Source organism: Streptomyces sp. HNM0645 (assembly GCF_030056615.1).
Lineage (GTDB): Bacteria > Actinomycetota > Actinomycetes > Streptomycetales > Streptomycetaceae > Streptomyces > Streptomyces marianii.
Genome location: NZ_JASHLT010000009.1, coordinates 105,682 through 126,801 on the forward strand (window position 1 = coordinate 105,682; position 21,120 = coordinate 126,801).

General features: G+C 71.4%; 19 protein-coding genes. 9 read left to right on the forward strand and 10 right to left on the reverse strand.

Annotation, left to right across the window (positions count from 1 at the left end; all coding sequences use genetic code 11):
* Nucleotides 1-307 precede the first annotated feature (307 nt).
* The 5 genes from QMZ92_RS08020 to QMZ92_RS08040 form a co-directional block, all read right to left on the reverse strand.
* Nucleotides 308-3,367, reverse strand: a complete 3,060-nt coding sequence (locus tag QMZ92_RS08020; RefSeq protein ID WP_283296529.1) for an alpha-mannosidase — start codon at nucleotides 3,365-3,367, stop codon at nucleotides 308-310.
* A gap of 285 nt (nucleotides 3,368-3,652) precedes the next feature.
* Nucleotides 3,653-4,903 carry a glycoside hydrolase 5 family protein gene (locus tag QMZ92_RS08025; RefSeq protein ID WP_283296530.1) on the reverse strand — a complete coding sequence of 417 codons (1,251 nt, stop codon included), beginning with the start codon at nucleotides 4,901-4,903 and terminating at the stop codon, nucleotides 3,653-3,655.
* A gap of 70 nt (nucleotides 4,904-4,973) precedes the next feature.
* Nucleotides 4,974-5,795, reverse strand: coding sequence for a carbohydrate ABC transporter permease (locus QMZ92_RS08030; RefSeq protein WP_283296579.1), 822 nt, complete (start codon nucleotides 5,793-5,795; stop codon nucleotides 4,974-4,976).
* Nucleotides 5,796-5,899: 104 nt separating this feature from the next.
* Nucleotides 5,900-6,877, reverse strand: a complete 978-nt coding sequence (locus QMZ92_RS08035) for a carbohydrate ABC transporter permease (protein ID WP_283296531.1) — start codon at nucleotides 6,875-6,877, stop codon at nucleotides 5,900-5,902.
* A 25-nt stretch (nucleotides 6,878-6,902) separates the two neighbouring features.
* Nucleotides 6,903-8,204 carry an ABC transporter substrate-binding protein gene (locus tag QMZ92_RS08040; RefSeq protein ID WP_283296532.1) on the reverse strand — a complete coding sequence of 434 codons (1,302 nt, stop codon included), beginning with the start codon at nucleotides 8,202-8,204 and terminating at the stop codon, nucleotides 6,903-6,905.
* A 257-nt stretch (nucleotides 8,205-8,461) separates the two neighbouring features.
* Between QMZ92_RS08040 and QMZ92_RS08045 the strand changes: the two genes are divergently transcribed.
* Nucleotides 8,462-9,553, forward strand: coding sequence for a LacI family DNA-binding transcriptional regulator (locus tag QMZ92_RS08045; protein ID WP_283296533.1), 1,092 nt, complete (start codon nucleotides 8,462-8,464; stop codon nucleotides 9,551-9,553).
* 19 nt (nucleotides 9,554-9,572) lie between these two features.
* Here QMZ92_RS08045 and QMZ92_RS08050 read toward each other — a convergent pair whose 3' ends face one another.
* Complete coding sequence (locus QMZ92_RS08050; RefSeq protein WP_283296534.1) at nucleotides 9,573-10,136, reverse strand: VanZ family protein; 564 nt, start codon at nucleotides 10,134-10,136, stop codon at nucleotides 9,573-9,575.
* Between the two features lie 154 nt (nucleotides 10,137-10,290).
* Between QMZ92_RS08050 and QMZ92_RS08055 the strand changes: the two genes are divergently transcribed.
* Complete coding sequence (locus QMZ92_RS08055; RefSeq protein ID WP_283296535.1) at nucleotides 10,291-10,797, forward strand: metallophosphoesterase family protein; 507 nt, start codon at nucleotides 10,291-10,293, stop codon at nucleotides 10,795-10,797.
* A gap of 16 nt (nucleotides 10,798-10,813) precedes the next feature.
* Here the strand turns inward: QMZ92_RS08055 and QMZ92_RS08060 are convergent, their stop codons facing one another.
* On the reverse strand, nucleotides 10,814-12,451 hold the full coding sequence (locus tag QMZ92_RS08060) for an FAD-dependent oxidoreductase (protein ID WP_283296536.1): 1,638 nt from the start codon (nucleotides 12,449-12,451) through the stop codon (nucleotides 10,814-10,816).
* A gap of 204 nt (nucleotides 12,452-12,655) precedes the next feature.
* Between QMZ92_RS08060 and QMZ92_RS08065 the strand changes: the two genes are divergently transcribed.
* The 7 genes from QMZ92_RS08065 (at nucleotide 12,656) to QMZ92_RS08095 (ending at nucleotide 17,938) form a co-directional block, all read left to right on the forward strand.
* The gene (locus QMZ92_RS08065) at nucleotides 12,656-13,777 is read left to right on the forward strand and encodes a SchA/CurD-like domain-containing protein (RefSeq protein WP_283296537.1); all 1,122 of its coding nucleotides are present in this window, start codon (nucleotides 12,656-12,658) and stop codon (nucleotides 13,775-13,777) included.
* Nucleotides 13,778-13,856: 79 nt separating this feature from the next.
* Nucleotides 13,857-14,297 carry a cupin domain-containing protein gene (locus QMZ92_RS08070; RefSeq protein ID WP_283296539.1) on the forward strand — a complete coding sequence of 147 codons (441 nt, stop codon included), beginning with the start codon at nucleotides 13,857-13,859 and terminating at the stop codon, nucleotides 14,295-14,297.
* A complete protein-coding gene (locus tag QMZ92_RS08075) occupies nucleotides 14,294-15,562 on the forward strand; it encodes a beta-ketoacyl-[acyl-carrier-protein] synthase family protein (protein ID WP_283296540.1) in 1,269 nt (422 codons plus the stop codon). The genes QMZ92_RS08070 and QMZ92_RS08075 overlap by 4 nt, the downstream gene beginning before the upstream one ends.
* On the forward strand, nucleotides 15,559-16,806 hold the full coding sequence (locus QMZ92_RS08080; RefSeq protein WP_283296541.1) for a beta-ketoacyl synthase N-terminal-like domain-containing protein: 1,248 nt from the start codon (nucleotides 15,559-15,561) through the stop codon (nucleotides 16,804-16,806). Before QMZ92_RS08075 ends, QMZ92_RS08080 begins: the two co-directional genes overlap by 4 nt.
* 23 nt (nucleotides 16,807-16,829) lie before the next feature.
* Nucleotides 16,830-17,096, forward strand: coding sequence for an acyl carrier protein (locus QMZ92_RS08085; protein WP_093652936.1), 267 nt, complete (start codon nucleotides 16,830-16,832; stop codon nucleotides 17,094-17,096).
* A gap of 1 nt (nucleotide 17,097) precedes the next feature.
* The gene (locus QMZ92_RS08090) at nucleotides 17,098-17,580 is read left to right on the forward strand and encodes an SRPBCC family protein (RefSeq protein WP_283296542.1); all 483 of its coding nucleotides are present in this window, start codon (nucleotides 17,098-17,100) and stop codon (nucleotides 17,578-17,580) included.
* A gap of 25 nt (nucleotides 17,581-17,605) precedes the next feature.
* Nucleotides 17,606-17,938 (forward strand): TcmI family type II polyketide cyclase, encoded by a 333-nt coding sequence (locus tag QMZ92_RS08095; protein ID WP_093652938.1) that lies wholly within the window; start codon nucleotides 17,606-17,608, stop codon nucleotides 17,936-17,938.
* A gap of 63 nt (nucleotides 17,939-18,001) precedes the next feature.
* Here the strand turns inward: QMZ92_RS08095 and QMZ92_RS08100 are convergent, their stop codons facing one another.
* From QMZ92_RS08100 to QMZ92_RS08110, 3 genes are all read right to left on the reverse strand, one after another.
* Nucleotides 18,002-19,072 (reverse strand): methyltransferase, encoded by a 1,071-nt coding sequence (locus tag QMZ92_RS08100; RefSeq protein WP_283296543.1) that lies wholly within the window; start codon nucleotides 19,070-19,072, stop codon nucleotides 18,002-18,004.
* On the reverse strand, nucleotides 19,069-20,130 hold the full coding sequence (locus tag QMZ92_RS08105; protein ID WP_283296544.1) for a right-handed parallel beta-helix repeat-containing protein: 1,062 nt from the start codon (nucleotides 20,128-20,130) through the stop codon (nucleotides 19,069-19,071). Before QMZ92_RS08105 ends, QMZ92_RS08100 begins: the two co-directional genes overlap by 4 nt.
* Nucleotides 20,131-20,219: 89 nt before the next feature.
* Nucleotides 20,220-21,080, reverse strand: coding sequence for a (2Fe-2S)-binding protein (locus QMZ92_RS08110; RefSeq protein WP_283296545.1), 861 nt, complete (start codon nucleotides 21,078-21,080; stop codon nucleotides 20,220-20,222).
* Nucleotides 21,081-21,120: the final 40 nt, after the last annotated feature.

Below are 21,120 nucleotides of genomic sequence, written 5' to 3' on the forward strand. Positions count from 1 at the left end.
GGCGCGGGTGGTGACGGGGACGTGCCCGGGCTCGAACCAACCGGCGGATCCCGTCCGTGCCGGACGCCCTCGGGACCCTGCCCGTCGCGGGCGGACGCGACGGGCAGTGGCCGCCGCGTGACGGCGGCCACCCCCGTCACCCTCTTGCCGGCCGTGCCGGCACCGGCGCGCGTCAGTTCACGCCGGTCCCCTCTCAGGACCCGGATCCCCCGTACCACGGTCCCACGCCCTCGACGCCCTCCGGTCCCCCGCCCTTCCGGGCCCCGTGACCCGTCCCGGCCCATCGGCCCCTCAGCCCCTCAGCCCCTCAGCCCCTGGTCAGCCGCAGCGTCACGAGCTCGAACGGGCGCAGGTCGAGGGACACCGTGTCGCCGGTGCGCTCCAGCGTCCGGTCCTCGGCCCCCGGACGCTCCAGCAGGTCCGTCGCCAGCGCTCCCGCCAAGGGGAAGCCTGCCGTCAGCCTCGCGCGGGCACGCCCACCGCGCGACTCGTGGAAGCGGACCACGACATCGCCGCTGCCGTCGTCGGCGAGCTTGACCGCCGTCACCACCACCGCGTCGTCGTCCACCGCGACAAGCGGCGCGACGACCGCGTCCGCACCCGTCACCCGCCGCTCCGGAAGGTTCACTCGGTACCCCTCGCGCACCGCGTCGCCGATCGTCGCGCCCGGTGCGAGAGCGTGCCGGAAGCGGTGGACCCCCTGGTCGGTCTCCGGATCGGGGAAGCGCGGAGCGCGCAGCAGGGACGTCCTGAGTGTGGTCGTCGTACCGGAGTCGGTGGTGCGGACGGTACGGGTCACGTCGTGGCCGTACGTGGAGTCGTTGACCAGCGCCACGCCCCAGTCCGGTTCGCCGATGTGGACGAAGCGGTGGTTGCATGCCTCGAACTTGGCCGCCTCCCAGCTGGTGTTGGTGTGCGTCGCCCGGTGGAAGTGGCCGAACTGGGTCTCGGACGCGTACCGCTCGGCGTGCACGTCGAGCGGGAAGGCCAGCTTGAGGAACTTCTCGGTCTCGTGCCAGTCGACTTCGGTGTCGATGTCGAGCCGCTTGGCGCCGGGCGCGAGCGACAGCACCTGGCGCACCTCGGACGCTCCGAAGGAGCGCACGATCCGCACGGCGGCCGCGCCGGGTTCCACGGCGCCTTCCGGACCGGCGGCACCTTCCGGACCGGACTGCTCCACGAGATCAGCCTCCACCAGGTCCGTCACGGTGTTCCGGTAGAACTCGTCCACGTCCCACGCGTCCCACATGTTCGGGAAGTCCGGGTGCAGTTGCAGCAGGTTGGCGGCTTCCCCCGGCGGGACGGTCTCCCGCTCGGCGCCGATGTCGTACACGGAGACGACCAGGCCCCGTCCGTCGATCTCCACTCGGAGCAGTCCGTTGTCGAGGACGTATCCGCCGCCCTCGCGCGGCTGCAGATGCGCCGCGCCGCCGCCGGTCGGCCGAGCGGCACCGCCCGCCGCGACCCCGTGCCGTGCGTGCGGGGCGGAGTTGAAGACCAGCTCGGCGGAACCGTCGCCGGCGAGGGCACGCTGGGCGGCGTCGACGAGGGCGTTCAGCTCCTCGGCGACCGCGGCGTACGTCCGCTCGGCCTCGCGGTGCACCCAGGCGATGGACGAGCCGGGGAGGATGTCGTGGAACTGGTGCAGCAGCACCGTCTTCCAGATCCGGTCGAGCCGTTCGTACGGGTACGGGAACCCGGTCCGCACCGCGGCCGTCGCGGCCCACAGCTCGGCCTCGCGCAGCAGGTGCTCGGAGCGGCGGTTGCCCCGCTTGGTCCTCGCCTGGCTGGTCAGCGTGGCCCGGTGCAGTTCGAGGTACAGCTCGCCGACCCACACCGGCGGATTCTCGTACTCGGCCTCGGCCTTGGTGAAGAACTCCCGAGGAGTCTCCCAGACCACGGTCGCCGCGCCTTCGAGGTCCCGCATCCGGGCGGCCTTGGCGACCATTTCCCGGGTGGTGCCGCCGCCCCCGTCACCCCAGCCGGTGGGCGCGAGCGAGTGCCGGGCGACGCCCTTGTCCTTGAAGTTCCTCGCGGCGTGGGCGATCTCGCTGCCCTTCATGGAGCAGTTGTAGGTGTCCACCGGAGGGAAGTGGGTGAAGATCCGCGTCCCGTCGATGCCCTCCCACTGGAAGGTGTGGTGCGGGAACCTGTTCGTCTGCGACCAGGAGATCTTCTGGGTGAGCAGCCGCCTGGAGCCGGCCGCCCTGATGATCTGGGGCAGCCCCGCGGCGAACCCGAACGTGTCCGGGAGCCAGGCCTCGTCGTTCTCGATGCCGAACTCGTCCAGGAAGAACCGCTTGCCGTGGACGAACTGACGCGCCATGGCCTCCGATCCGGGCATGTTGGTGTCGGACTCCACCCACATCCCTCCCGCCGGCACGAACCGGCCGTCGGCGACGGCCTTCTTCACCTTGGCCCACACCTCCGGCCGGTGCTCCTTGACCCAGGCCCACTGCTGCGCCTGCGACATGGCGAAGACGAAGTCGGGCTCGTCCTCCAGCAACGCCGTCATGTTGGAGGCGGTGCGGGCGACCTTGCGCACGGTCTCCCGCAACGGCCAAAGCCAGGCGGAGTCGATGTGGGCGTGGCCTACGGCGCTGATGCGGTGCGCCGAGGGCTGGGCGGGGGTGGCCAGTACCCGCTCCAGGCGGGCCCGGGCGGCGGCAGCGGTGCCGGGGACGTCCTGCAGGTCGACGGCGTCCAGGGCCCGGTCGACAGCCCGCAGGATCTCCCAGCGCCGGGCGGAGTCCGCCGGGAGCTCCTCCATCAGCTCGCCCAGCACCTCCAGGTCCATCACCAGCTGCCAGACGTCCTCCTCGAAGACGGCGAGGTCCATCCGGCTCAGCCGGTACTGCGGCTCGGTGCCGGCGGTCTCCCTGTCCCCCAGCGGGGTGGGGAGGAACGGGTGGTAGTCGAGGATGACGGGGTTGGACGCCGCCTCGATGTGCAGCCGCACCTGCTCGCCGCCCTCTGCGGGCGCCGCGATCCGGACCCACTGGTTGCGCGGGTTCAGTCCCTTCACCGGGGTGCCGTCGGGCCGGTAGACGAGCCCTTCGCACTGGAACCCGGGCATGTTCTCGTCGAAGCCGAGGTCGAGGACCGCCTCGACCGTCCTCCCCGCCCACTCGGCCGGGACGGTCCCGGTCACCCGGAACCAGCTGGTCCCCCACGGCGCGCCCCACCTCGTGCCGACGCTGATCGGCGAGGGCTCGGCGGCCAGCCCTTCGGCGACCGGTACGGGCTCACCGGGGGCGTTCCAGACGGCCACGTCCAGCGGGACGGACGCGGAGTACACGGCGGGTCGGATGCGTTCGTCGAGGACGCGCTTCAGTCGGGCCTCGACCAGGCTGCGGTCGTCATGCATGAGGGCTGCTCCGTAAGGGGTTCGGAATGCGGGGGCGGGTGTCACCAGCGGTGGACGACGGCTGCGGCCGGCGAGACGGGCTCTCCGTGGCAGGTCGGGGATCCAGGGCCGGTACGGGGGGGGTCGCGGACCCCTCTCACACGTGGTGACCGGTGGTCGCGACCGGCCGGGCACGACGGCACCCGGACCTGCCGCCGCCCCGGGGCGGGCGCCACGGGGACGGCGAACGGTGCACGTCCGCAGGGGCCGTGCGGGCCATGCCTACCGTGAGGGCCGTGCGGGCCGTCATCGGACCTCGTCCGGGGTGACGACCTCGGTGATGCCTCGGGCTGCCAGATGCCCGGTCTCGCCCGCCCTGCTCGCGAGGACGGCGGCGGGCCGGACCCCGTCCGCGGTGAGCCGGGCGAAAGCCTCGAAGACGGCTCCGCCCGGCGCGCAGACCGAGCGCCGCGGGGCGGTGTCGTCGTCGCCCGCGTCGACGACGAGCGCCGTGGTGCGCGGGGCGGGCCGGTGCGGACGTTCCCGCTGCTCGCGGACGATGCGGGCGATCGTCCGTCCGGCCGGCTTGACCTCCCGGTCGCTGGTCATCAGGCCCAGGCTGTACTCGAGTTCGGGGAAGTCGGCCAGGGAGCGCGACACGTCGTGCGAGCACCACCAGGTGACGCCCCACAGGTCTTGGCAGTCGAGGGCGTTGGCCACGGTCGCCTCGGTGAAGGTGTCCGCGTGCTCGGCGGGCACCAGCGGTGCGGGCGCGCCGACCTCCTGCAGCCACACCGGGCGGTGCGGATCGTCCGCCCACGCCTTGGAGAGCTCGACGAGGTACGCGGCGTGGTGCTCGGTCGCCGTGCCCGTGCGGCCGTGGCGCTGGGCCGTGCCGTTGAAGACCCAGGAGTGCACGGCGGTGACGGCGCCCAGCCGGGCCGAGTGCGCGGGTGTGAACGGCTGGTCGTCCTGGTACCAGGCGGCGTCGTACTCGGCGTGCAGGTGCAGTCCGCCCGGCGCGCCCTCCTCGCAGGCGGCCAGCAGCAGACCCAGCCACCGCTCAGCCTGCTCCGGTGTGATCCGGTCGGGGTCCGGGTGCGGACCGGCGGAGAACTGGTTGACCTCGTTGCCGATGGTCATGCCGATGAAGTTGGGTCGGTCGGCGAGGGCTTGGGCGAGCGTGCGCAGATACTCGGCCTGGCCCGTCACCACGTCCGGATCCGTGAAGATGCTGCGGCGGTGCCAGGTCCGTGTCCAGGACGGCAGGAAGTCGAAGCTCGACAGGTGCCCCTGCAGTCCGTCGACGCTGACGTCCAGCCCACGCTCCGCGGCCGCGTCGGCGAGCAGGACGAGCTGCTCCACGGCCCGCGGGCGGATCAGGGTGCGGTTGGGCTGGAAGACCGGCCACAGCGGGAAGACCCGGACGTGGTCGAGGCCCAGTGACGCGACGGAGTCCAGGTCGCCGCGTACGGCGTCGAGGTCGAAGTCGAGCCAGTGGTGGAACCATCCTCGGCTCGGAGTGTAGTTGGCGCCGAAGCGCACGCGTGAGGTCATGTGTGTCAGGGGCTCCTCGGAGGGTTCGGGGGACGGGACGGTTCGGCGGGCCGGTCGCGTGGACGGTGCGTCAGCCCTTGACCGCGCCCTCGCCCACGCCCCGGAAGAAGTAGCGCTGGAGGCATGCGAACAGGACGATCAGCGGCAGCACGGCGATGATCGTGCCCGCCGCGACGAGGCGTTCGTCGTTCGCGAAGGTGCCGTGCAGGTAGTTGAGCCCGATGGTCAGGGTGAAGTTCTGCGGATCGCTGAGCACGATCAGCGGCCACAGGAAGTCGTCCCAGGCGCCCATGAAGGCGAAGATGGCGACGACCGCCAGGGTGCCCTTGACCGAGGGCAGCGCGATCCGCGCGAACCGCTGCCAGACATTGGCCCCGTCGACGAACGCGGCCTCTTCCACCTCGTAGGGCAGATTGAGGAACGCGTTGCGCATCAGCAGCACGTTCAGCGCCGAGACCGACAGCGGCAGCACCACACCGACGAGGGTGTTGTTCAGTCCGAGCTCACGCATGGTCGTGAACTGGGCGATGATGATGCCCTCGACGGGCACGAGCATCGCCAGGACGAACGCGACCGTGGCGGCCTTGCGGCCCCGGTAGCGCAGCCGGGCGAGGGCATAGCCGGCGAGTGCCGCTCCCGCGCAGTTGGTCACCACGTTGGCCACCGCGACGGTGAGCGAGTTGAGCGCGTAGTCCCACACGGGGATGGTCGCGGCGACACGGCTGTAGTTGGCGAGCGTGGGCTGCTCGGGAAGGAAGCTCGGCGGGGAGCTGAAGATGTCCTCGTGCGGGCCCTTGAGCGAGGTGGCCAGCTGCCACAGGAACGGCCCGACGGTGAGCGCGAGGACGGCCAGCAGCAGCACGTAGCGCAGCGCGACCTCCCAGACGGGCATCCGGCGCCCGCTCTCCCGGCCGCCGCGGACGCGCCCCCGCTCCGCACCCTCCTCCTGCCGTTCCACAGCGTCCTTCCATCGGTCCGAGCGGTCCTTCCGCCGGCTCATGCGCCCTCCTTGCGGTCGGCGCGCAGCACCAGCAGCATCAGCGCGACCGTGACGGCGAAGACGACCACCGAGATCGCCGAGGCATAGCCGACCCGGCCGCTCAGTCCGGTGCCGGTGCGCTGGACGAGCATGACGAGGGTGGTGTCCTCGCCCGCGGGGCCGCCGTCGGGGCCGGCCATCAAGTACACCTCGGAGAAGACCTTGAAGGCCGCCACCGAGGAGAGCGCCCCCACCAGCACCATCGTGGAGCGGACCGCGGGAAGCGTGACGGCGAGGAACCGGCGTACGGCCCCCGCGCCGTCCACGGACGCCGCCTCGTGGAGCTCGCGCGGGACGTTCGCCAGCGCCGCGAGATAGATGATCATGTAGTAGCCGAGGCCCTTCCAGACCGTGACCGCCATGGCGCTCAGCAGGAGCAGCCACTGGTCGCTGAGGAAGCCGACCCGGCCGACGCCCACCGCCTCCAGCACCGAGTTCACCAGCCCGCGTTCGTCCAGCAGCCACACCCAGATCAGGCCGACCACCACGATGGAGGCGACGACCGGGGTGTAGAAGGCGGAGCGGAAGAACGAGATGCCGGGGATCTGCTTCTGCACGAGCAGTGCCAGCAGCAGCGGCAGGACCACCAGTGCGGGCACGACGCCGAGCACGTACAGCGTGCTGTTGCGCAGGCCGGTCCAGAACATCTCGTCCCCGAGCATCTCCCGGTAGTTGTCCAGTCCCACGAACCGGCCGGGCAGCAACGTCCTGCGATCCGTCAGGGAGTTGGCCACCGTGGAGAGGAACGGATAGAGACTGAAGGCGCCGGCGACCAGCAGCCCGGGGGCAGCGAACAGCCAGGGGCTCGTGGGCAGATGCCGTCTGATACGGCTTCGTCCGTCCCGTGGCCGGCGACCGGGCGGGGGGCTCTTCGGTGCGCGCCGCTCCGCCGTGCTGCCGGCGGTCGCCGTCGAGGACGCGATGGGGGTCGTCATGGCCCGGTCCCTGCTCGTCCGGATCTCAGCTCTGCCTCAACAGCCGGTCGCACGCCTTGACAGCGTTGTCAAGAGCTTCCTCGGGGCTCTCCTTGCCCTGGAGCGCCCTCGCGACGGCGTTGCGCAGCTCGGTCTTCATCTGGTCGCTCATCAGCACCGGGGTGTAGTTGACCGCGGTCTTCAGGGACTTGGCGGCCGCGATCCGCACCCGCGTCCCGTCGGTGCCGTCCTCCTTGGTGAAGTACGGGTCGTCGAGGGAGCCGGCGGTGCTCGGGAAGATGGCGACCTGCTTGGCGAACTCCATCTGGTGACGGGCGTCGGTGACGAAGTGCGCGAAGGCCACGGCGGCCGGCGCCCGCTCGGTCCGGGCGTTCACCATGACCCCCATCACGTACATGTTGTCCTTTCCGGTGCTGCTGATCTGCTCGGTGATCCCGATGTTCTCGTACAGGGCCGGGGCGTCCTTCCTGAACTTCTCCAGGTCCAGGGCGGAGCCCGGGTTCATCGCCACCGCCTGGGTGAGGAACTTCTTGCCGGCCGACTCGGGCGTCGCGGTGAGCGCCTGCGGGTCGAGCGCCTTCGCCTCGTACAACTCCTTGTACCTGGTGAGCAGTTCGACACCCTTGGCGTCGTTGAAGGTGAAGGCCGTACCCTCCTCGTTCATCAGCCGCACGCCGTAGCGGCCGAAGTCCTCGATGGTGGGGATGTTGGCCAGCGTGGCGATCCTGCCCTTGCTCTCCTCGGCGATCCGGAGCGACTGCTCGAAGAGCTCGTCGTACGTCGTGGGGGGCCTTTCCGGGTCGAGCCCGGCCTCCTCGAAGAGGCGCTTGTTGTAGAACAGCGGGCCGGTGTTGAGGTACCAGGGGAAGGCGTACGTGCCCTCCGTCCCCGGGATCCGGTGACCGGCCCAGGCACCCGGCAGGTACTCCTTCTCGTACTGCGCGGCCGCCTTGTCGAGGTCGAGGGCGAGACCGGCCTTGGCGAGCGGGGCGAGCAGGTCCGGTGAGACGTTCACGACGTCGGGGAGGGTGCCGCCGGCGGCGTCGGCGCTCAGCTTGTCGGCGTAGCCCTCGGCGGGCTGATCGATCCACTTCACCTCCGTGCCGGGGTACTTCTTCTCGAACTCGGCGATGAGGCCGGTGAAGTAGGGCTTGAAGTTGGCCTGCAGGTTCCAGGTCTGGAACGTGATGCTGCCCTGGACCTTGCCGGAGGCGTCCGCCGCGCCCCCGCCGCCCGACCCGCCTCCACAGGCGCTGAGCGGCAGGACGACGGCGAGGGCGGCGGCAGCGGCGGCTGCTCTGCGGGCGGTACGGCGGGGGATGGGCACGGTGGATCGGCTCCTTTGCTCGGCCGGACGTGACGGCGGCATCCGGCGCACGGGGCGCCGCGGACGTTTGGGAGCAGACCCTGCATTGCGTTCCCGGGAAAAGTCAATGCATTGACTCGACGAATCCTATCGACCCGGCATCACCGCAGTTCAGCGACCTGTACATACAAGGTTGCCTGATCGACTAATGCGCTTTAGGGTGCAACCACTCAAGCGCATTAGTACACTGAGGGACCGAGGTCGGGAAAGGGGCACGGATGGGAGCGGATCCCCCGTCCGCCAAGGACGCGTCGCAGCGCCGGCGGGTGCCGGCCCGCCGGCCGACGATGAAGGACATCGCCCGGCGGGCGGGGGTCTCGGAGAGCGCCGTGTCGTTCGCGCTCAACGATCGGCCGGGCGTCTCCGAGATCACCCGCGACCGGGTGCGCCGGGTCGCCGAACAGCTGGGCTGGCGGCCGAGCACCGCCGCCCGCGCACTGTCCGGTGAGGGCGCGGCGACGGTGGGCCTGGTGGTCGCACGGCCCGCGGGTACGCTCGGCGTCGACTCGTTCTTCCTCCAGCTGGTCTCCGGCATCCAGGAGGTGCTGTCGGAGCGCCATCTCGGTCTGCTCTTCCAGGTGGTGGAGGACGTGGGCGCCGAGTGCGCGGTCTACCGCCGCTGGTGGGCCGAGCACAGGGTGGACGGAGTCCTGGTCGTCGACCCGCGGACCGACGACCCGCGGCCGGCGCTGCTCGACGAACTCGGCCTGCCGGCCGTGGTGATCGGCGGTGCCCCCGAGGAGGGCGGTCCGGCTCTGTCCACCGTGTGGGCGGACGACACCGGCGCGATGGCGTCCGTCGTGGACCGGCTCCATGCGCTCGGGCACCGGCGGATCGTGCACATCGCCGGACTGCCCGGTCTCGCGCACACCGAGCGGCGCATCCGCTCACTGCGCGCCGAGGCCGCGCGGCTGGGGCTGACCGAGGTCCGTTCCGTCACCACCGACTACTCGGACGCGGAGGGCGCCGCGGTCACCCGCGGAGTGCTCTCCGGCGACGCGCCGCCGACCGCTCTCGTGTACGACAACGACGTGCTGGCCGTGGCCGGCGTCGCCGCGGCGACGGGTCTCGGCTGGGGGGTGCCCGAGGACGTGTCGATCGTGGCCTGGGAGGACTCGGCGCTGTGCCGGCTGGTCGACCCGTGGCTCACCGCCCTCTCCCGGGACACCGTCTCCTTCGGCCGCATCGCGGCGGGCGAACTCACCGCGCTGCTCGACGGAGGCGCCGCTCGTACGGTCCGGGTGCCGGTTCCTGGCCTGATCGAGCGGGCCAGCATCGGTCCGGGTCCGGCGGCGGCCGGCCGCGGGTGACCGGGACGTCCCCCGGGCCTCAGGCGTCGGGCGCCGCCGCGCCGCGGGGCCGGCGCCGCCACCAGTGGTGGCGGCGCGGGTGCACGGCGCGGCCGAGCCGGCGGCCGATGAGGAGATAGCCCAGCACGGCACCCGTGGTGTTCAGGATGACGTCGTCGACGTCGAACGCACGGCCGGTGACCAGCGCGCCCTGGACGAGTTCCACCAGCGCCATGACCAGCGCCGTCGCCAGCAGCACCCGTAGGAGGCCGCGGGCCTTCGGCACCAGGACCGGGAGCAGCACGCCGAACGGGACGCCGAGCAGGACGTTGCCACCGAGCTGCTTGACGGTGTCGCGGAACGCCGGCTGGGACAGGTAGTCCCGGATGGACGCGCCCGGCCGGACGTTGCTGTGGGTGAGCGGTTCCGACGCGGCCGACGGCTCGAGGGTGAGCCGGGCGAGGACCACGCTGAAGCCGACGGTCGCCACGAACGCGGCAACCACGGCCAGTGCCCGCAGAGCGGGTGCCATCGGTTCCGCTCCCGGTGCCGGCCGGGCTCCGGTCTCCTTCGCCGCCGTGTCGTTGCCGCCGCTGCGCCTCATGGTCGCCTCTCCCCAGCCGTGTGGGCCCGCCAGTGCCCGCACCGGATACCCGCGCCCCGTGGGCTTCATGCGCCCTGCCGCGAGCCCTGCGCCCGCCCTCCACGAGCCCCCTTCCGGACGGCCGGCGGACGCCCGTCCGGTGGACAATGCGCTCATGAGGCTGGTGCTGACGTCGGACACCCATGTCCCCGCGCGGGCCCGGGAACTGCCGGGTGAGCTGCTGCGGCGGATCGAACGTGCCGACGTCGTGATCCATGCCGGCGACTGGGTGGACACCGCCACCCTGGACCTGCTCGAAGCCCGTGCGCGGCGGCTCGTCGCGGTGTACGGCAACAACGACGGTCCCGCACTGCGGGACCGGCTGCCGGAGGTCGCCCGGACGGAACTGTGCGGTCTGCGCTTCGGCGTCGTGCACGAGACGGGTCCCGCACAGGGCCGCGAACGGCGGTGCGCGGAACGGTTCCCCGACCTGGACGTCCTGGTGTTCGGCCACAGCCACGTTCCCTGGGACAGCACCGCCGAGGGCGGGCTGCGGCTGCTGAACCCCGGCTCGCCCACGGACCGGCGGCGGCAGCCGTACTGCACGTACATGACCGCCGTGGCGGCCCGCGGTCGGCTGACCGCGGTCGGACTGCACCGGCTGCCGCCACGGCGGCCGTGAGGATGCCCGCGCCGGGTCAGGCGCGGTGGAGCAGGGCTTTCATGGTGTCGAGCAGGGCCGTCTCCGGGTCGCGGACCGCACCCGGCGCGCGCCAGGCGACGAAGCCGTCGGGGCGCACCACCACGGCGCCCTCGTCGGTCGTGCCGTGCAGTTCGGCCCAGTCACCCGCTTCGGGTACGAGTTCCGCGTGCGGCTCAGCGCCGATCCGGTAGGCGTCCAGTGTGATGGACAGCTTCTCGGCCACCTTGGCGGCCGCCGTGTGCCACGGTGTGCCGCCGGAGCCGGTGAGCAGCACGAAGCTGCGCTCGTACAGGTCCAGCGTGGAGATCGTCCGCTCGCTGCCCTGCGGGTGCAGCCACATGTGCGGGGCGCGGGTGCCGGGGTCCCCGGAGAGGTCCATCCGATCGGGTACGACCGCCATGTCCGGATCGGCTCCGACGACGGCGCCGCGCGGATAGCGGTAGCCCATGGCGACGGTGAGCATGCCGCGCTGGCGGCCGCCGACCATCTCCGGTCCGGGGGTGTAGCCCGGATGGCTGTGCTCCGCCGACCGTGCCGAGGCGCGCTCGCTGGTGGCCTCGGCCACCGGCCGGCGCTCGGCCTCGTAGCTGCTCAGCAGCCCGGGACCCGCCGACCCGTCGAGGACGAGGGAGAGCTTCCAGGCGAGGTTGTGGGCGTCCTGGATGCCGGTGTTGGAGCCGAACGCGCCGGTGGGCGACATCTCGTGGGCGGAGTCGCCGGCGAGGAAGACCCGGCCCCGGCCGTACCGTTCCGCGACGCGTTCGGCCGCGTGCCACGGGGCCTTTCCGGTGATCTCCACGTCGATGTCCGGGGCCCCGACCGCGCGGCGGATGTGCGCGGCGCAGCGCTCGTCGGTGAAGTCCTCCAGCGTCTCGCCGGTGTCCGGCTGCCAGGGGGCGTGGAAGACCCAGTTCTCGGTGTTGTCCACGGGCAGCAGGGCACCGTCCGCACCCTCGGCGGTGAGGTAGCAGACGATGAAGCGCCGGTCGCCGACGATGTCCGCCAGCCCGCGTGAGCGGAAGGTGATGCTGACGTTGTGGAACAGGTCCCCGTGGCCCGTCTGGCCGATGCCGAGGTGCTGGCGGATCGGGCTGCGGGGCCCGTCGGCCGCGATCAGGAAGTCGGCGCGCACGGTCCTGCGCCGTCCCGACCCGCGTTCCTGCACGACGGCGGTGACGCCCTCCGCGTCCTGCTCGAACGAGACCATCTCGGTGGAGTAGCGCAGGTCGCCGCCGAGTTCGCGCGCGCAGTCCAGCAGCACCGGCTCGAGGTCGTTCTGGCTGCACACGCACCACCCGGACGGGCTGAAGCGGGCGATCCCGCCCCCGGGGTCGATCTCCTTGAGCAGCCACTCCCCGGCGTCGCCGTGGAGCGACGGGGTCTGGAAGATGCCGTGGTTGCCGGCGAGGAGGGACGCGGCCTCGTGGATCAGCGGCTCGGCACCCGCCACCCGGAACAGCTCCATGGTGCGGACGTTGTTGCCCCGGCCGCGCGGATGCCTCGACGTGCCCGCGTGTCTCTCCACCAGCATGTGCCCGACGCCGAGCCTGCCGAGGAACAGCGAGGAGGACAGCCCCACCAGGGAGCCGCCCACGATGAGTACCGGTACGCGCTCGTCGATGTGTTCTTCCATCAGTAGCTCCAGCTCCAGCCGCCGGTAGGGGGGAATGGAGTTTCCATGCCCTGGCGGGAGGGGCTCGATCGCCTGGTTCACCCACCTGGTTCACACATCTCGCGCCACCCGTGGTACCGGCACAGGATCGAAGCCTGAAACCCCCGAGCCGGCTTCGTGCACCGCACGCGGCGGCCCCACCGTCTCGAAGGAGATGCGTGCATCATGACAACGCTTTCCGAACGTATATCCCAGTCGGCCTTTGACGGCTCCAGGCTGCGTGTCGTACTGCTGCTGGACCTTCATGACGGCGCTCAGCAGAACTTCCTGAAGGCGTACGAGCACATGCGCAACCAGGTCGCGTCGGTGCCGGGCCACATCAGCGACCAGCTGTGCCAGTCGATCGAGAATCCCTCGCAGTGGCTGATCACCAGCGAGTGGGAGAGCGCACCGCCCTTCCTCGCCTGGGTGAACAGCGAGGAGCACGTCGAGACCGTACGGCCGCTCCACAACTGCGTCCGGGACACCCGCTCCCTTCGCTTCAGCGTGTTGCGCGAGACGGGCAAGCTGAACACCTCCGCAACCGCCGACGCCGTTCAGGGCGGACTGCAGCCGTTCCCCCGTGTGGGTGACAACGTGGTGCGCCACGCCCTCACCTTCACCGTGAAGCCGGGCACCGAGGCGCTCGTGGCCGACATCCTCGCGGGGTACCAGTCGCCGCAGGCGAAGGTCGACGAGCACACCCGGCTGCGCCGGACCTCGCTGTTCATGCACGGCAACCGTGTCGTGCGGGCCGTCGAGGTGGAGGGCGACCTGATGGCGGCGCTGCGTCACGTGGCCCGTCAGCCCGAGGTGCGTGCCGTCGAGGAGGCCATCAACCCCTATCTGGAGCAGGACCGGGACCTCAACGACCCGGACTCCGCACGGGTGTTCTTCACCCGGGCCGCGCTCCCCGCGGTGCACCACCTGGCCTCGGCGGGCACCGACGACGAGGCCGTCAAGCGGCACGCGCTCTACTACCCGGCCAAGCCCGGTTGCGGCATGGCGCTGGCGCGGCTGCTCGCCGGTCAGGACGAGGCGGCGGCGGGCGACCCGTCGACCCCGATCGACAGCAGCACGATCTTCCAGCGGGACGACATCGTCGTACGCCTGGTCGACGTGCGCGGCTCCGGTGACGCGGCGCCGCTGCAGGTGATCGGGGCGCACGGACCGCGCAAGGCGGCCATGCTGTCCCGCCTGCTGGACAGCGAGGCACTGGGCATCGACGCCCCGGCCACGGAGGAGGACATGTCCAAGCTCCTGTCGTCCGCGGACATGCGTCCGATCACCGACCGCCACGCCCCCTGACCCGTGCGGTCGGCCGCCCAGGCACCCGCACACCCCGACCGCCGGCGCCCCATCGCGCGGCCACGTGGAGGAACCCGTCATGACCACACCCCATCGCATCGTCGACCTCAGCGAGACCCAGCACAACACCAAACGCGGAGGCGATCTGCGCGCCATGCTCACGCCCACGGCGGTGGGCGCCACGAGCGGCTTCATGGGCCTGGCGACCGTCGAGCCCGGCGACCGCATCGGCGAGCACTACCACCCGTACTCCGAGGAGTTCGTGTACGTCGTGTGCGGCGAGATGGAAGTCGACCTCGACGACGAGACGCTGTCGATCCGGCCGGACCAGGGGCTGTTCATCCCGCCCTACGTGCGGCACCGGTTCCGCAACGTCGGCAGCACCCAGGCCCGGATGGTCTTCCACCTCGGGCCGCTGGCCCCGCGGCCGGAGCTGGGGCACGTCGACACCGAGGAGACACCGGTGGCGGAGGCCGCGGCGGCCCACCGGCCGCCGGAACGCACCGGGACGGCTTCATGACCCGGCGCGTGGCGGTCACCGGTGTCGGCATAGTCGCGCCGGGGGGTGTCGGGATACCGGCGTTCTGGGACCTCCTGGCCAACGGCCGTACGGCGACGCGCGGCATCACCCTCTTCGACCCGACCGGCTTCCGCTCGCGGATCGCCGCCGAGTGCGACTTCGACCCGAAGGAGCACGGTCTGGGGCCGGAGGAGGTGCAACGCGCGGACAGGTACGTCCAGTTCGCGATGGTCGCCGCCCGGGAGGCGCTCCGGGACGCCGGTCTCGACCCGGAGAAGGAGGACCCCTGGCGGATCGGGGTGTCGCTCGGCACCGCCGTGGGCGGCACCACCCGGCTGGAGCACGACTACGTCAAAGTCAGCAGTTCCGGCCGGCGCTGGGACGTGGATCCGAGCGAGGCGGAGCCGCATCTGCACCGGGCGTTCTCGCCCAGCGCCCTCGCCTCCGAGGTCGCCGAGCAGACGGGCGCCCACGGTCCGGTCCAGACCGTGTCCACGGGCTGCACCTCCGGCCTGGACGCGATCGGGTACGCCTTCCACGCGATAGAGGAGGGCAGGGTCGACGTGTGCGTGGCCGGCGCGTCGGACTCGCCCATCTCCCCCATCACCGTGGCGTGCTTCGACGCGATCAAGGCCACGTCACCCAACAACGACGATCCGGCCCACGCCTCCCGCCCCTTCGACGCACGCCGTGACGGGTTCGTCATGGGCGAGGGCGGAGCCGTGCTCGTCCTGGAGGAACTCGAACACGCGCGTGCCCGCGGTGCCACGGTGTACTGCGAGATCGGCGGCTACGCCACGTTCGGCAACGCGTACCACATGACGGGTCTCACCCGTGAGGGCCTGGAGATGGCGCGTGCCATCGACAGCGCCCTGGACCACGCCCGGATCGACGGGTCGGACATCGACTACGTCAACGCGCACGGCTCCGGTACGCAGCAGAACGACCGGCACGAGACGGCCGCGGTGAAGCAGTCGCTCGGTTCCCACGCGTACAAGGTCCCGATGAGTTCCATCAAGTCCATGGTGGGTCACTCGCTCGGGGCGATCGGGGCGATCGAGGTCGTCGCATGCGTGCTGGCACTGGCCAACCAGGTGGTGCCGCCGACGGCGAACTACGAGACCCCCGACCCCGAGTGCGATCTCGACTATGTGCCGCGCACGGCGCGCGCCCTCAAGCTGCGCAACGTGCTCTCGGTCGGCAGCGGATTCGGCGGGTTCCAGTCCGCCGTGGTCCTGACCCGGCCAGGAGGGAGGACACCATGAGTCCTCGGCAGGACCGGCGACCGGTCGTCACCGGAATCGGTGTCGTCGCCCCCAACGGGGTCGGTGCCGATGCCTTCTGGAAGTCCACACGGGAGGGCATCAGCGTCCTCGACCACATCACACGTGAAGGCTGCGACCACATGCCGGTCCGGGTCGCGGGAGAGGTCCGCGGCTTCGACCCCGAATCCCTGGTCGAGGAGCGCTACCTCGTCCAGACCGACCGGTTCACGCACTTCGCGATGGCCGCCGCCGACATGGCGCTGGCCGACGCGAGGATAACGTCGGGCGACTACAGCGACTCCCCGTTCGCCGTGGGCGTGGTCACCGCGGCCGGCTCAGGCGGCGGCGAGTTCGGCCAGCGGGAGCTGCAGCGGCTGTGGGGACAGGGTTCGCGCTATGTGGGCCCGTACCAGTCCATCGCCTGGTTCTACGCGGCGAGCACCGGTCAGATCTCCATCCGCGGCGGGTTCAAGGGCCCCTGCGGTGTGGTGGCCAGTGACGAGGCGGGCGGTCTCGACGCCCTCGCGCACGCGGCCCGGGCCATCGGCCGGGGCACGGACGCGGTCGTCATCGGGGCGGCGGAGGCGCCGCTCGCGCCGTACTCGCTGGTCTGCCAGCTCGGATACCGGGAACTCAGCACGAACGAGGACCCGGAACGGGCCTACCGGCCCTTCACCTCGGCCGCGAGCGGGTTCGTGCCCGCGGAGGGCGGGGCCATGCTCGTCGTCGAGGAGGAGTCGGCAGCCCGCCGGCGGGGCGCCGCGGTCCGCGCCGTCGTCGCCGGTCACGCGGCGACGTTCACCGGAGCCTCCCGGTGGGAGGAGTCGCGCGAGGGGCTGGCCCAGGCGATCCGGGGAGCCCTGGCGGAGGCCAGGTGCGCGCCCGAGGAGATCGACGTCGTCTTCGCGGACGCGCTCGGCATCCCGGACGCGGACCGTGCCGAGGCCCTGGCGCTCGCCGACGCGCTGGGGACCCACGGCCGGCGGGTGCCGGTGACCGCCCCCAAGGCCGGTACGGGCCGGGCGTACTGCGGAGCGCCCGTGCTGGACACGGCTGCCGCCGTGCTCGCTCTGCAGGACGGTGTCGTCCCGCCCACGCCCAACGTCTTCGACGTGTGCCACGAGCTCGAGGTGGTCACCGGCAGGCCCCGTCCTGCCGAGCTGCGCACCGCCCTGGTGCTGAGCCGAGGGCTCATGGGCTCGAACGCGGCGCTCGTGCTGCGGCACGGCGCCAACACCCGGTGAAGAACCGTGAGAAGGAGGACCTCATGACCATGCAGATCTCCAAGCTGACCATCGAAGAGCTGGCCGCTCTGATGAAGAAGGGCGCCGGCATCACCGTCGACCCCGCGGAGATGGGCGGCCGCCCCGAGGCGCGGTTCGACGAGTACGGCCTCGACTCCCTCGGTCTCCTCGGCATCGTCGGGGAGCTCGAGAACCGCTACGGCCGTGCGCTCCCCCAGGACGCGGACCGCTGCAAGACCCCGCGCGAATTCCTCGACCTCGTCAACAACTCCCTCATGGCAGGAGCCTGAAGTGTCCGGGCACACCGAGAACAAGATCGTCATCAACGCTCCCATGGACCTCGTCTGGGACGTCACCAACGACATCGAGAACTGGCCCCAGCTGTTCAGCGAGTACGCCTCCGTCGAGATCCTGGAGCGCGAGGGCAACCGGACGAAGTTCCGGCTGACCATGCACCCGGACGAGAACGGCACGGTGTGGAGCTGGGTGTCGGAGCGCGTCGTCGACCCGGGTGCGAGGACCGTCCGCGCCCGCCGGGTCGAGACGGGCCCCTTCCAGCACATGGACATCCACTGGAAGTACGCCCGGACTCCCGACGGCGTCCTCATGCACTGGACCCAGGACTTCGCGATGAAGCCGGACGCCCCGGTCGACGACGACTGGATGACCGACAACATCAACAAGAACTCCAAGGTCCAGATGGCCCTCATCAAGGAGAAGATCGAGCAGCGCGCCCGGGACCGCGGCACGCCGGTCTCGGTCCACTCCGACTGACCGTCCAGCGAAGGGATCCCCCTCGATGCACCACGCCCTCATCGTCGCCCGTATGGCACCGGACTCGGCCCATGACATCGCCAAGGTGTTCGAGGCCTCCGACCGGGGCGAACTGCCCGACCTGGTCGGGGTGACCCGGCGCAGCCTCTTCCAGTTCGGCGATGTCTACCTCCATCTGATCGAAGCCGACCGGCCGCCGGGGCCGGCGGTGGCCAAGGTGGCGGGCCATCCCGAGTTCCGTGACATCAGCGACAAGCTCTCCGCGTACGTCAGCGCGTACGACCCGGAGACCTGGCGCAGCCCGAAGGACGCCATGGCCCACGAGTTCTACCGCTGGGAGCGAGCGGCGAAGGGATGACCACGACGAGTCGCCGGCTCCGCGTGCGGACGCGGAGCCGGCGAGGGGGAGGGAGCCCGGCGGTCAGCCGCCGGGGGTGACGCTGTCGAACGCGTGGAGGTACGCGTTGACCGGACGGACGTCGCCGACGACGAGACCGGCGTCCGCCATCCTGGCGGTCATGCTCTGGCGGGTGTGCTTCGCACCACCCACGTTGAGGAGCAGCAGCAGGTCCATCGACGTGGTGAACTTCATCGACGGGGTGTCGTCGACGAGGTTCTCGATGACCACCACCCTGGCCCCCGGACGAGCGGCCGAGACGACGTTGCGGAGGGTTCTGCGGGTGCTGTCGTCGTCCCATTCCAGGATGTTCTTGATGATGTAGACGTCGGCCTCGACCGGGATGGCTTCCCGGCAGTCGCCGGGGACGATGGTGACCCGGTCGGCGAGGGCCCCGCCGTCCCGCAGCCGGGGATCGGCGTTGGCCACGACGCGCGGCAGGTCCAGCAGCGTGCCCCTGAGGCCGGGGTTCTTCTCCAGCAGACTCGCCAGGACGTGGCCCTGGCCACCGCCGATGTCCGCGACGGTGGCCGCTCCCGTCAGGTCGAGCAGTTCCGCCACGTCGAGCGCGGACTGCATGCTGGAGGTGGTCATGGCCTGGTTGAAGACGTGCGCGGACTCGTGCGCGTCCTCGTGGAGGTGGTCGAAGAAGCCCTTGCCGTACAGGCCCTCGAAGACGCTCCGGCCCGTCCGTACCGCCTCGTCGAGGCGGGGCCAGGCGTCCCAGGTCCACGGTTCGGTGCACCACAGGGAGATGTACTTCAGGCTGTGCGGGTCGTCCTCCCGCAGCAGCCGTGACATCTCGGTGTGGGCGAACGTGCCGTCCGCGTGTTCGGTGAAGATGCCGTAGCAGGTCAGCGCGCGCAGCATCCGCCGCAGTGCCCGGGGGTCGGCCTCGACGGCCGCCGCCAGGTCCTCGGCGGTGGCCGGTGTCTCGCCCAGCGCGTCCGCGACGCCGAGCCGGGCGGCGGCCCGTACGGAGCCGGCCAGGGCGGCGCCGAAGACGAGCTCCCTCAGCCGCATGGACGGCGGGGTGGCGGTGCGGACGGTGGAACCCGCGGTGTCCGCGGCCGCGCCGGTCGTGCCGGTCGTCATGCGCACTTCCCCGCCTTCTCGGACAGGCGGCAGTAGTTGCCGGAGAAGGTGTTGCCGGTGCCGGTGTCCCGGTTGGCGAGGTCCGCCGGACGGTTGGCCACCAGCATGTTGTCCTTGATGACGTTGCCGCTGTTGGGGGCGCCCACGATGCTCTTGAAGAGCACGATCCCGCCGGAGAACGGGGAGGTGCCGACGTTGCTCCAGACGGCGTTCGACGCGACGGTGGCGCCCTCGACGCCGGTGAGGACGATGCCGGCGCCCTGGATCCTCGGGAGCCGTGCGGTCTTGGCGCAGGACTTGTTGTTGTGGTGCACGCGGTTGCCGCGCACGGTCAGGTCGCCCGTCCGGGGGACACCCTCGTCGCCCACGACGAACATGCCCGCGCAGTTGCCGGTGACGACGTTGTTGTTCACGTACAGGTTCCGCAGGCGCCGGACGGTGATGCCGATGCGGTTCCCGGCCAGCAGGTTGTCCATGACCACGGTGCGGCGGGTGTTGACGGCGCCGGCCTCGGTGTCGATGGTGTTCGACACGAAGATGCCCGACTCCGCGTTGTCACGGGCTGCGTTGCCGCGGATCTCGGACCGCAGGGAGCGCTCCTGGGCGATGCCCCAGTTGCCGTTCCCCATCGCGGTGACGCCGCGGATGCTCAGCTTGTTGGTGCGCGAGGCCCAGATGCCGTTCTTCTTGAACCGCGACACCGTCAGCGAGTGGACCCGGACGTTCGTGGCGGGCCTGGCGTCGGTCCCGATGACGCAGATGCCGTTGCCGCCCACCCCGCAGATGTGCGTCGGCTTGGCCGTGGAGGGCATGAGGACGGTCCGCTCGCCCGCGCCGCGCAGCGTCAGGTCGGACTTCCTGATGATGACGCTCTCCCGGTAGACGCCGGGGGCGATGTCGATGGTGTCGCCGGGGCGCGCCCGGTCGACCGCGAGCTGGATCGACTCGCCGGGGACCACGTCGTAGGTGGTGCGGGCGCCTGCCGGTGCCGCCACGCCCAGCCCCGAGGTCACCATCAGAGCGACACAGCCGAGGTACATGAACTGTCGTTTCGTCATGAGCTCAAATTATGTGGCGAATAGGATAAGTCGCCACATAACTCACCCATCAGAAGCGTGTCGTGGACACCTCCCGGGCGGGACCCCCGTCAGCAGGGGCGGTCACCCTCCAGCCTGCGCAGCCGCTCGGCGTCACTCGTACGGGGGCAGGTGCCGCACGCCTCGGCCGGGCGGACGGTGTAGTGGAGGCAGCAGCCCGCGCGGGTGCGGGTCGGGTACGACCGGCCCTCGCGGCCGGCGAGCCGGCGGAAGTCGGCACCGCCGGGGAACGGGGGGACGGGCTCCGGCAGCAGTTCGGCCGCGGCCCGCACACCGCGCTCCTCCTCCCCCAGCATCCGGCCGAGGTACCAGACGCCGGACACCAGGTCGTCGCCCGCCATGCCCCACAGGGCACGGGGCCCGCGGCGCACCCGCGGGGCGATCGCGGTCAGCAGCGGACGCACGTGGTCGGCGAAACCGGCGCGCAGCTCCGCGCGCAGGGCCTCCTCGTGCGGCAGCACCCTCACGCCCGGCAGCCCGGCGGCCGGATCGCCGGGAAGGCACGCGAAGCCGCCAGGCACGACGGAGAACGCCCCGGTGGTGAGGCTGACGCGGACGCCCTCGGGCCGGATCCGCGGGACGCGGCGCTCAAGGCACCAGGGGCCGCTCATCAGCAGACCGACGGACCAGAGGTAGTCGTGCAGCGCACGGGAGGCCGCGACGTCGGGACGCGGGGTGCGGCCGTGGTCGCGCTCCGTCCGCAGGGTCTCGGCGGTGACCAGGGCGTCCAGGAACTCGGGGCGGGCGGCCAGCTCGGCGCCGTCGGCCCAGCCCTGCGGGGTCCGCGAACCGGCCTCCGCGACGTCCGCCTCGAGTGCGGGACAGAGCACCGTCAGCCTGCGGAACACCGAACCGGCCAGGGTGGAGCAGCTCACGACGGAGGCATGAGGGTACACCGGAGCCAGGGTCACGGACGCTCCTCGACACGACGGCTGACACGAATGAGGTAAG

Bases quoted from the DNA above. Each gene is read 5' to 3' on its own strand.
- QMZ92_RS08105 (WP_283296544.1), bottom strand. From the start codon at position 20,130: ATGACGAAACGACAGTTCATGTACCTCGGCTGTGTCGCTCTGATGGTG.
- QMZ92_RS08060 (WP_283296536.1), bottom strand. From the start codon at position 12,451: ATGGAAGAACACATCGACGAGCGCGTACCGGTACTCATCGTGGGCGGC.
- QMZ92_RS08070 (WP_283296539.1), top strand. From the start codon at position 13,857: ATGACCACACCCCATCGCATCGTCGACCTCAGCGAGACCCAGCACAAC.
- QMZ92_RS08085 (WP_093652936.1), top strand. From the start codon at position 16,830: ATGACCATGCAGATCTCCAAGCTGACCATCGAAGAGCTGGCCGCTCTG.
- QMZ92_RS08050 (WP_283296534.1), bottom strand. From the start codon at position 10,136: ATGAGGCGCAGCGGCGGCAACGACACGGCGGCGAAGGAGACCGGAGCC.
- QMZ92_RS08035 (WP_283296531.1), bottom strand. From the start codon at position 6,877: ATGACGACCCCCATCGCGTCCTCGACGGCGACCGCCGGCAGCACGGCG.
- QMZ92_RS08095 (WP_093652938.1), top strand. From the start codon at position 17,606: ATGCACCACGCCCTCATCGTCGCCCGTATGGCACCGGACTCGGCCCAT.
- QMZ92_RS08055 (WP_283296535.1), top strand. From the start codon at position 10,291: ATGAGGCTGGTGCTGACGTCGGACACCCATGTCCCCGCGCGGGCCCGG.
- QMZ92_RS08080 (WP_283296541.1), top strand. From the start codon at position 15,559: ATGAGTCCTCGGCAGGACCGGCGACCGGTCGTCACCGGAATCGGTGTC.
- QMZ92_RS08030 (WP_283296579.1), bottom strand. From the start codon at position 5,795: ATGCCCGTCTGGGAGGTCGCGCTGCGCTACGTGCTGCTGCTGGCCGTC.
- QMZ92_RS08045 (WP_283296533.1), top strand. From the start codon at position 8,462: ATGGGAGCGGATCCCCCGTCCGCCAAGGACGCGTCGCAGCGCCGGCGG.
- QMZ92_RS08100 (WP_283296543.1), bottom strand. From the start codon at position 19,072: ATGACGACCGGCACGACCGGCGCGGCCGCGGACACCGCGGGTTCCACC.
- QMZ92_RS08020 (WP_283296529.1), bottom strand. From the start codon at position 3,367: ATGCATGACGACCGCAGCCTGGTCGAGGCCCGACTGAAGCGCGTCCTC.
- QMZ92_RS08075 (WP_283296540.1), top strand. From the start codon at position 14,294: ATGACCCGGCGCGTGGCGGTCACCGGTGTCGGCATAGTCGCGCCGGGG.
- QMZ92_RS08065 (WP_283296537.1), top strand. From the start codon at position 12,656: ATGACAACGCTTTCCGAACGTATATCCCAGTCGGCCTTTGACGGCTCC.
- QMZ92_RS08025 (WP_283296530.1), bottom strand. From the start codon at position 4,903: ATGACCTCACGCGTGCGCTTCGGCGCCAACTACACTCCGAGCCGAGGA.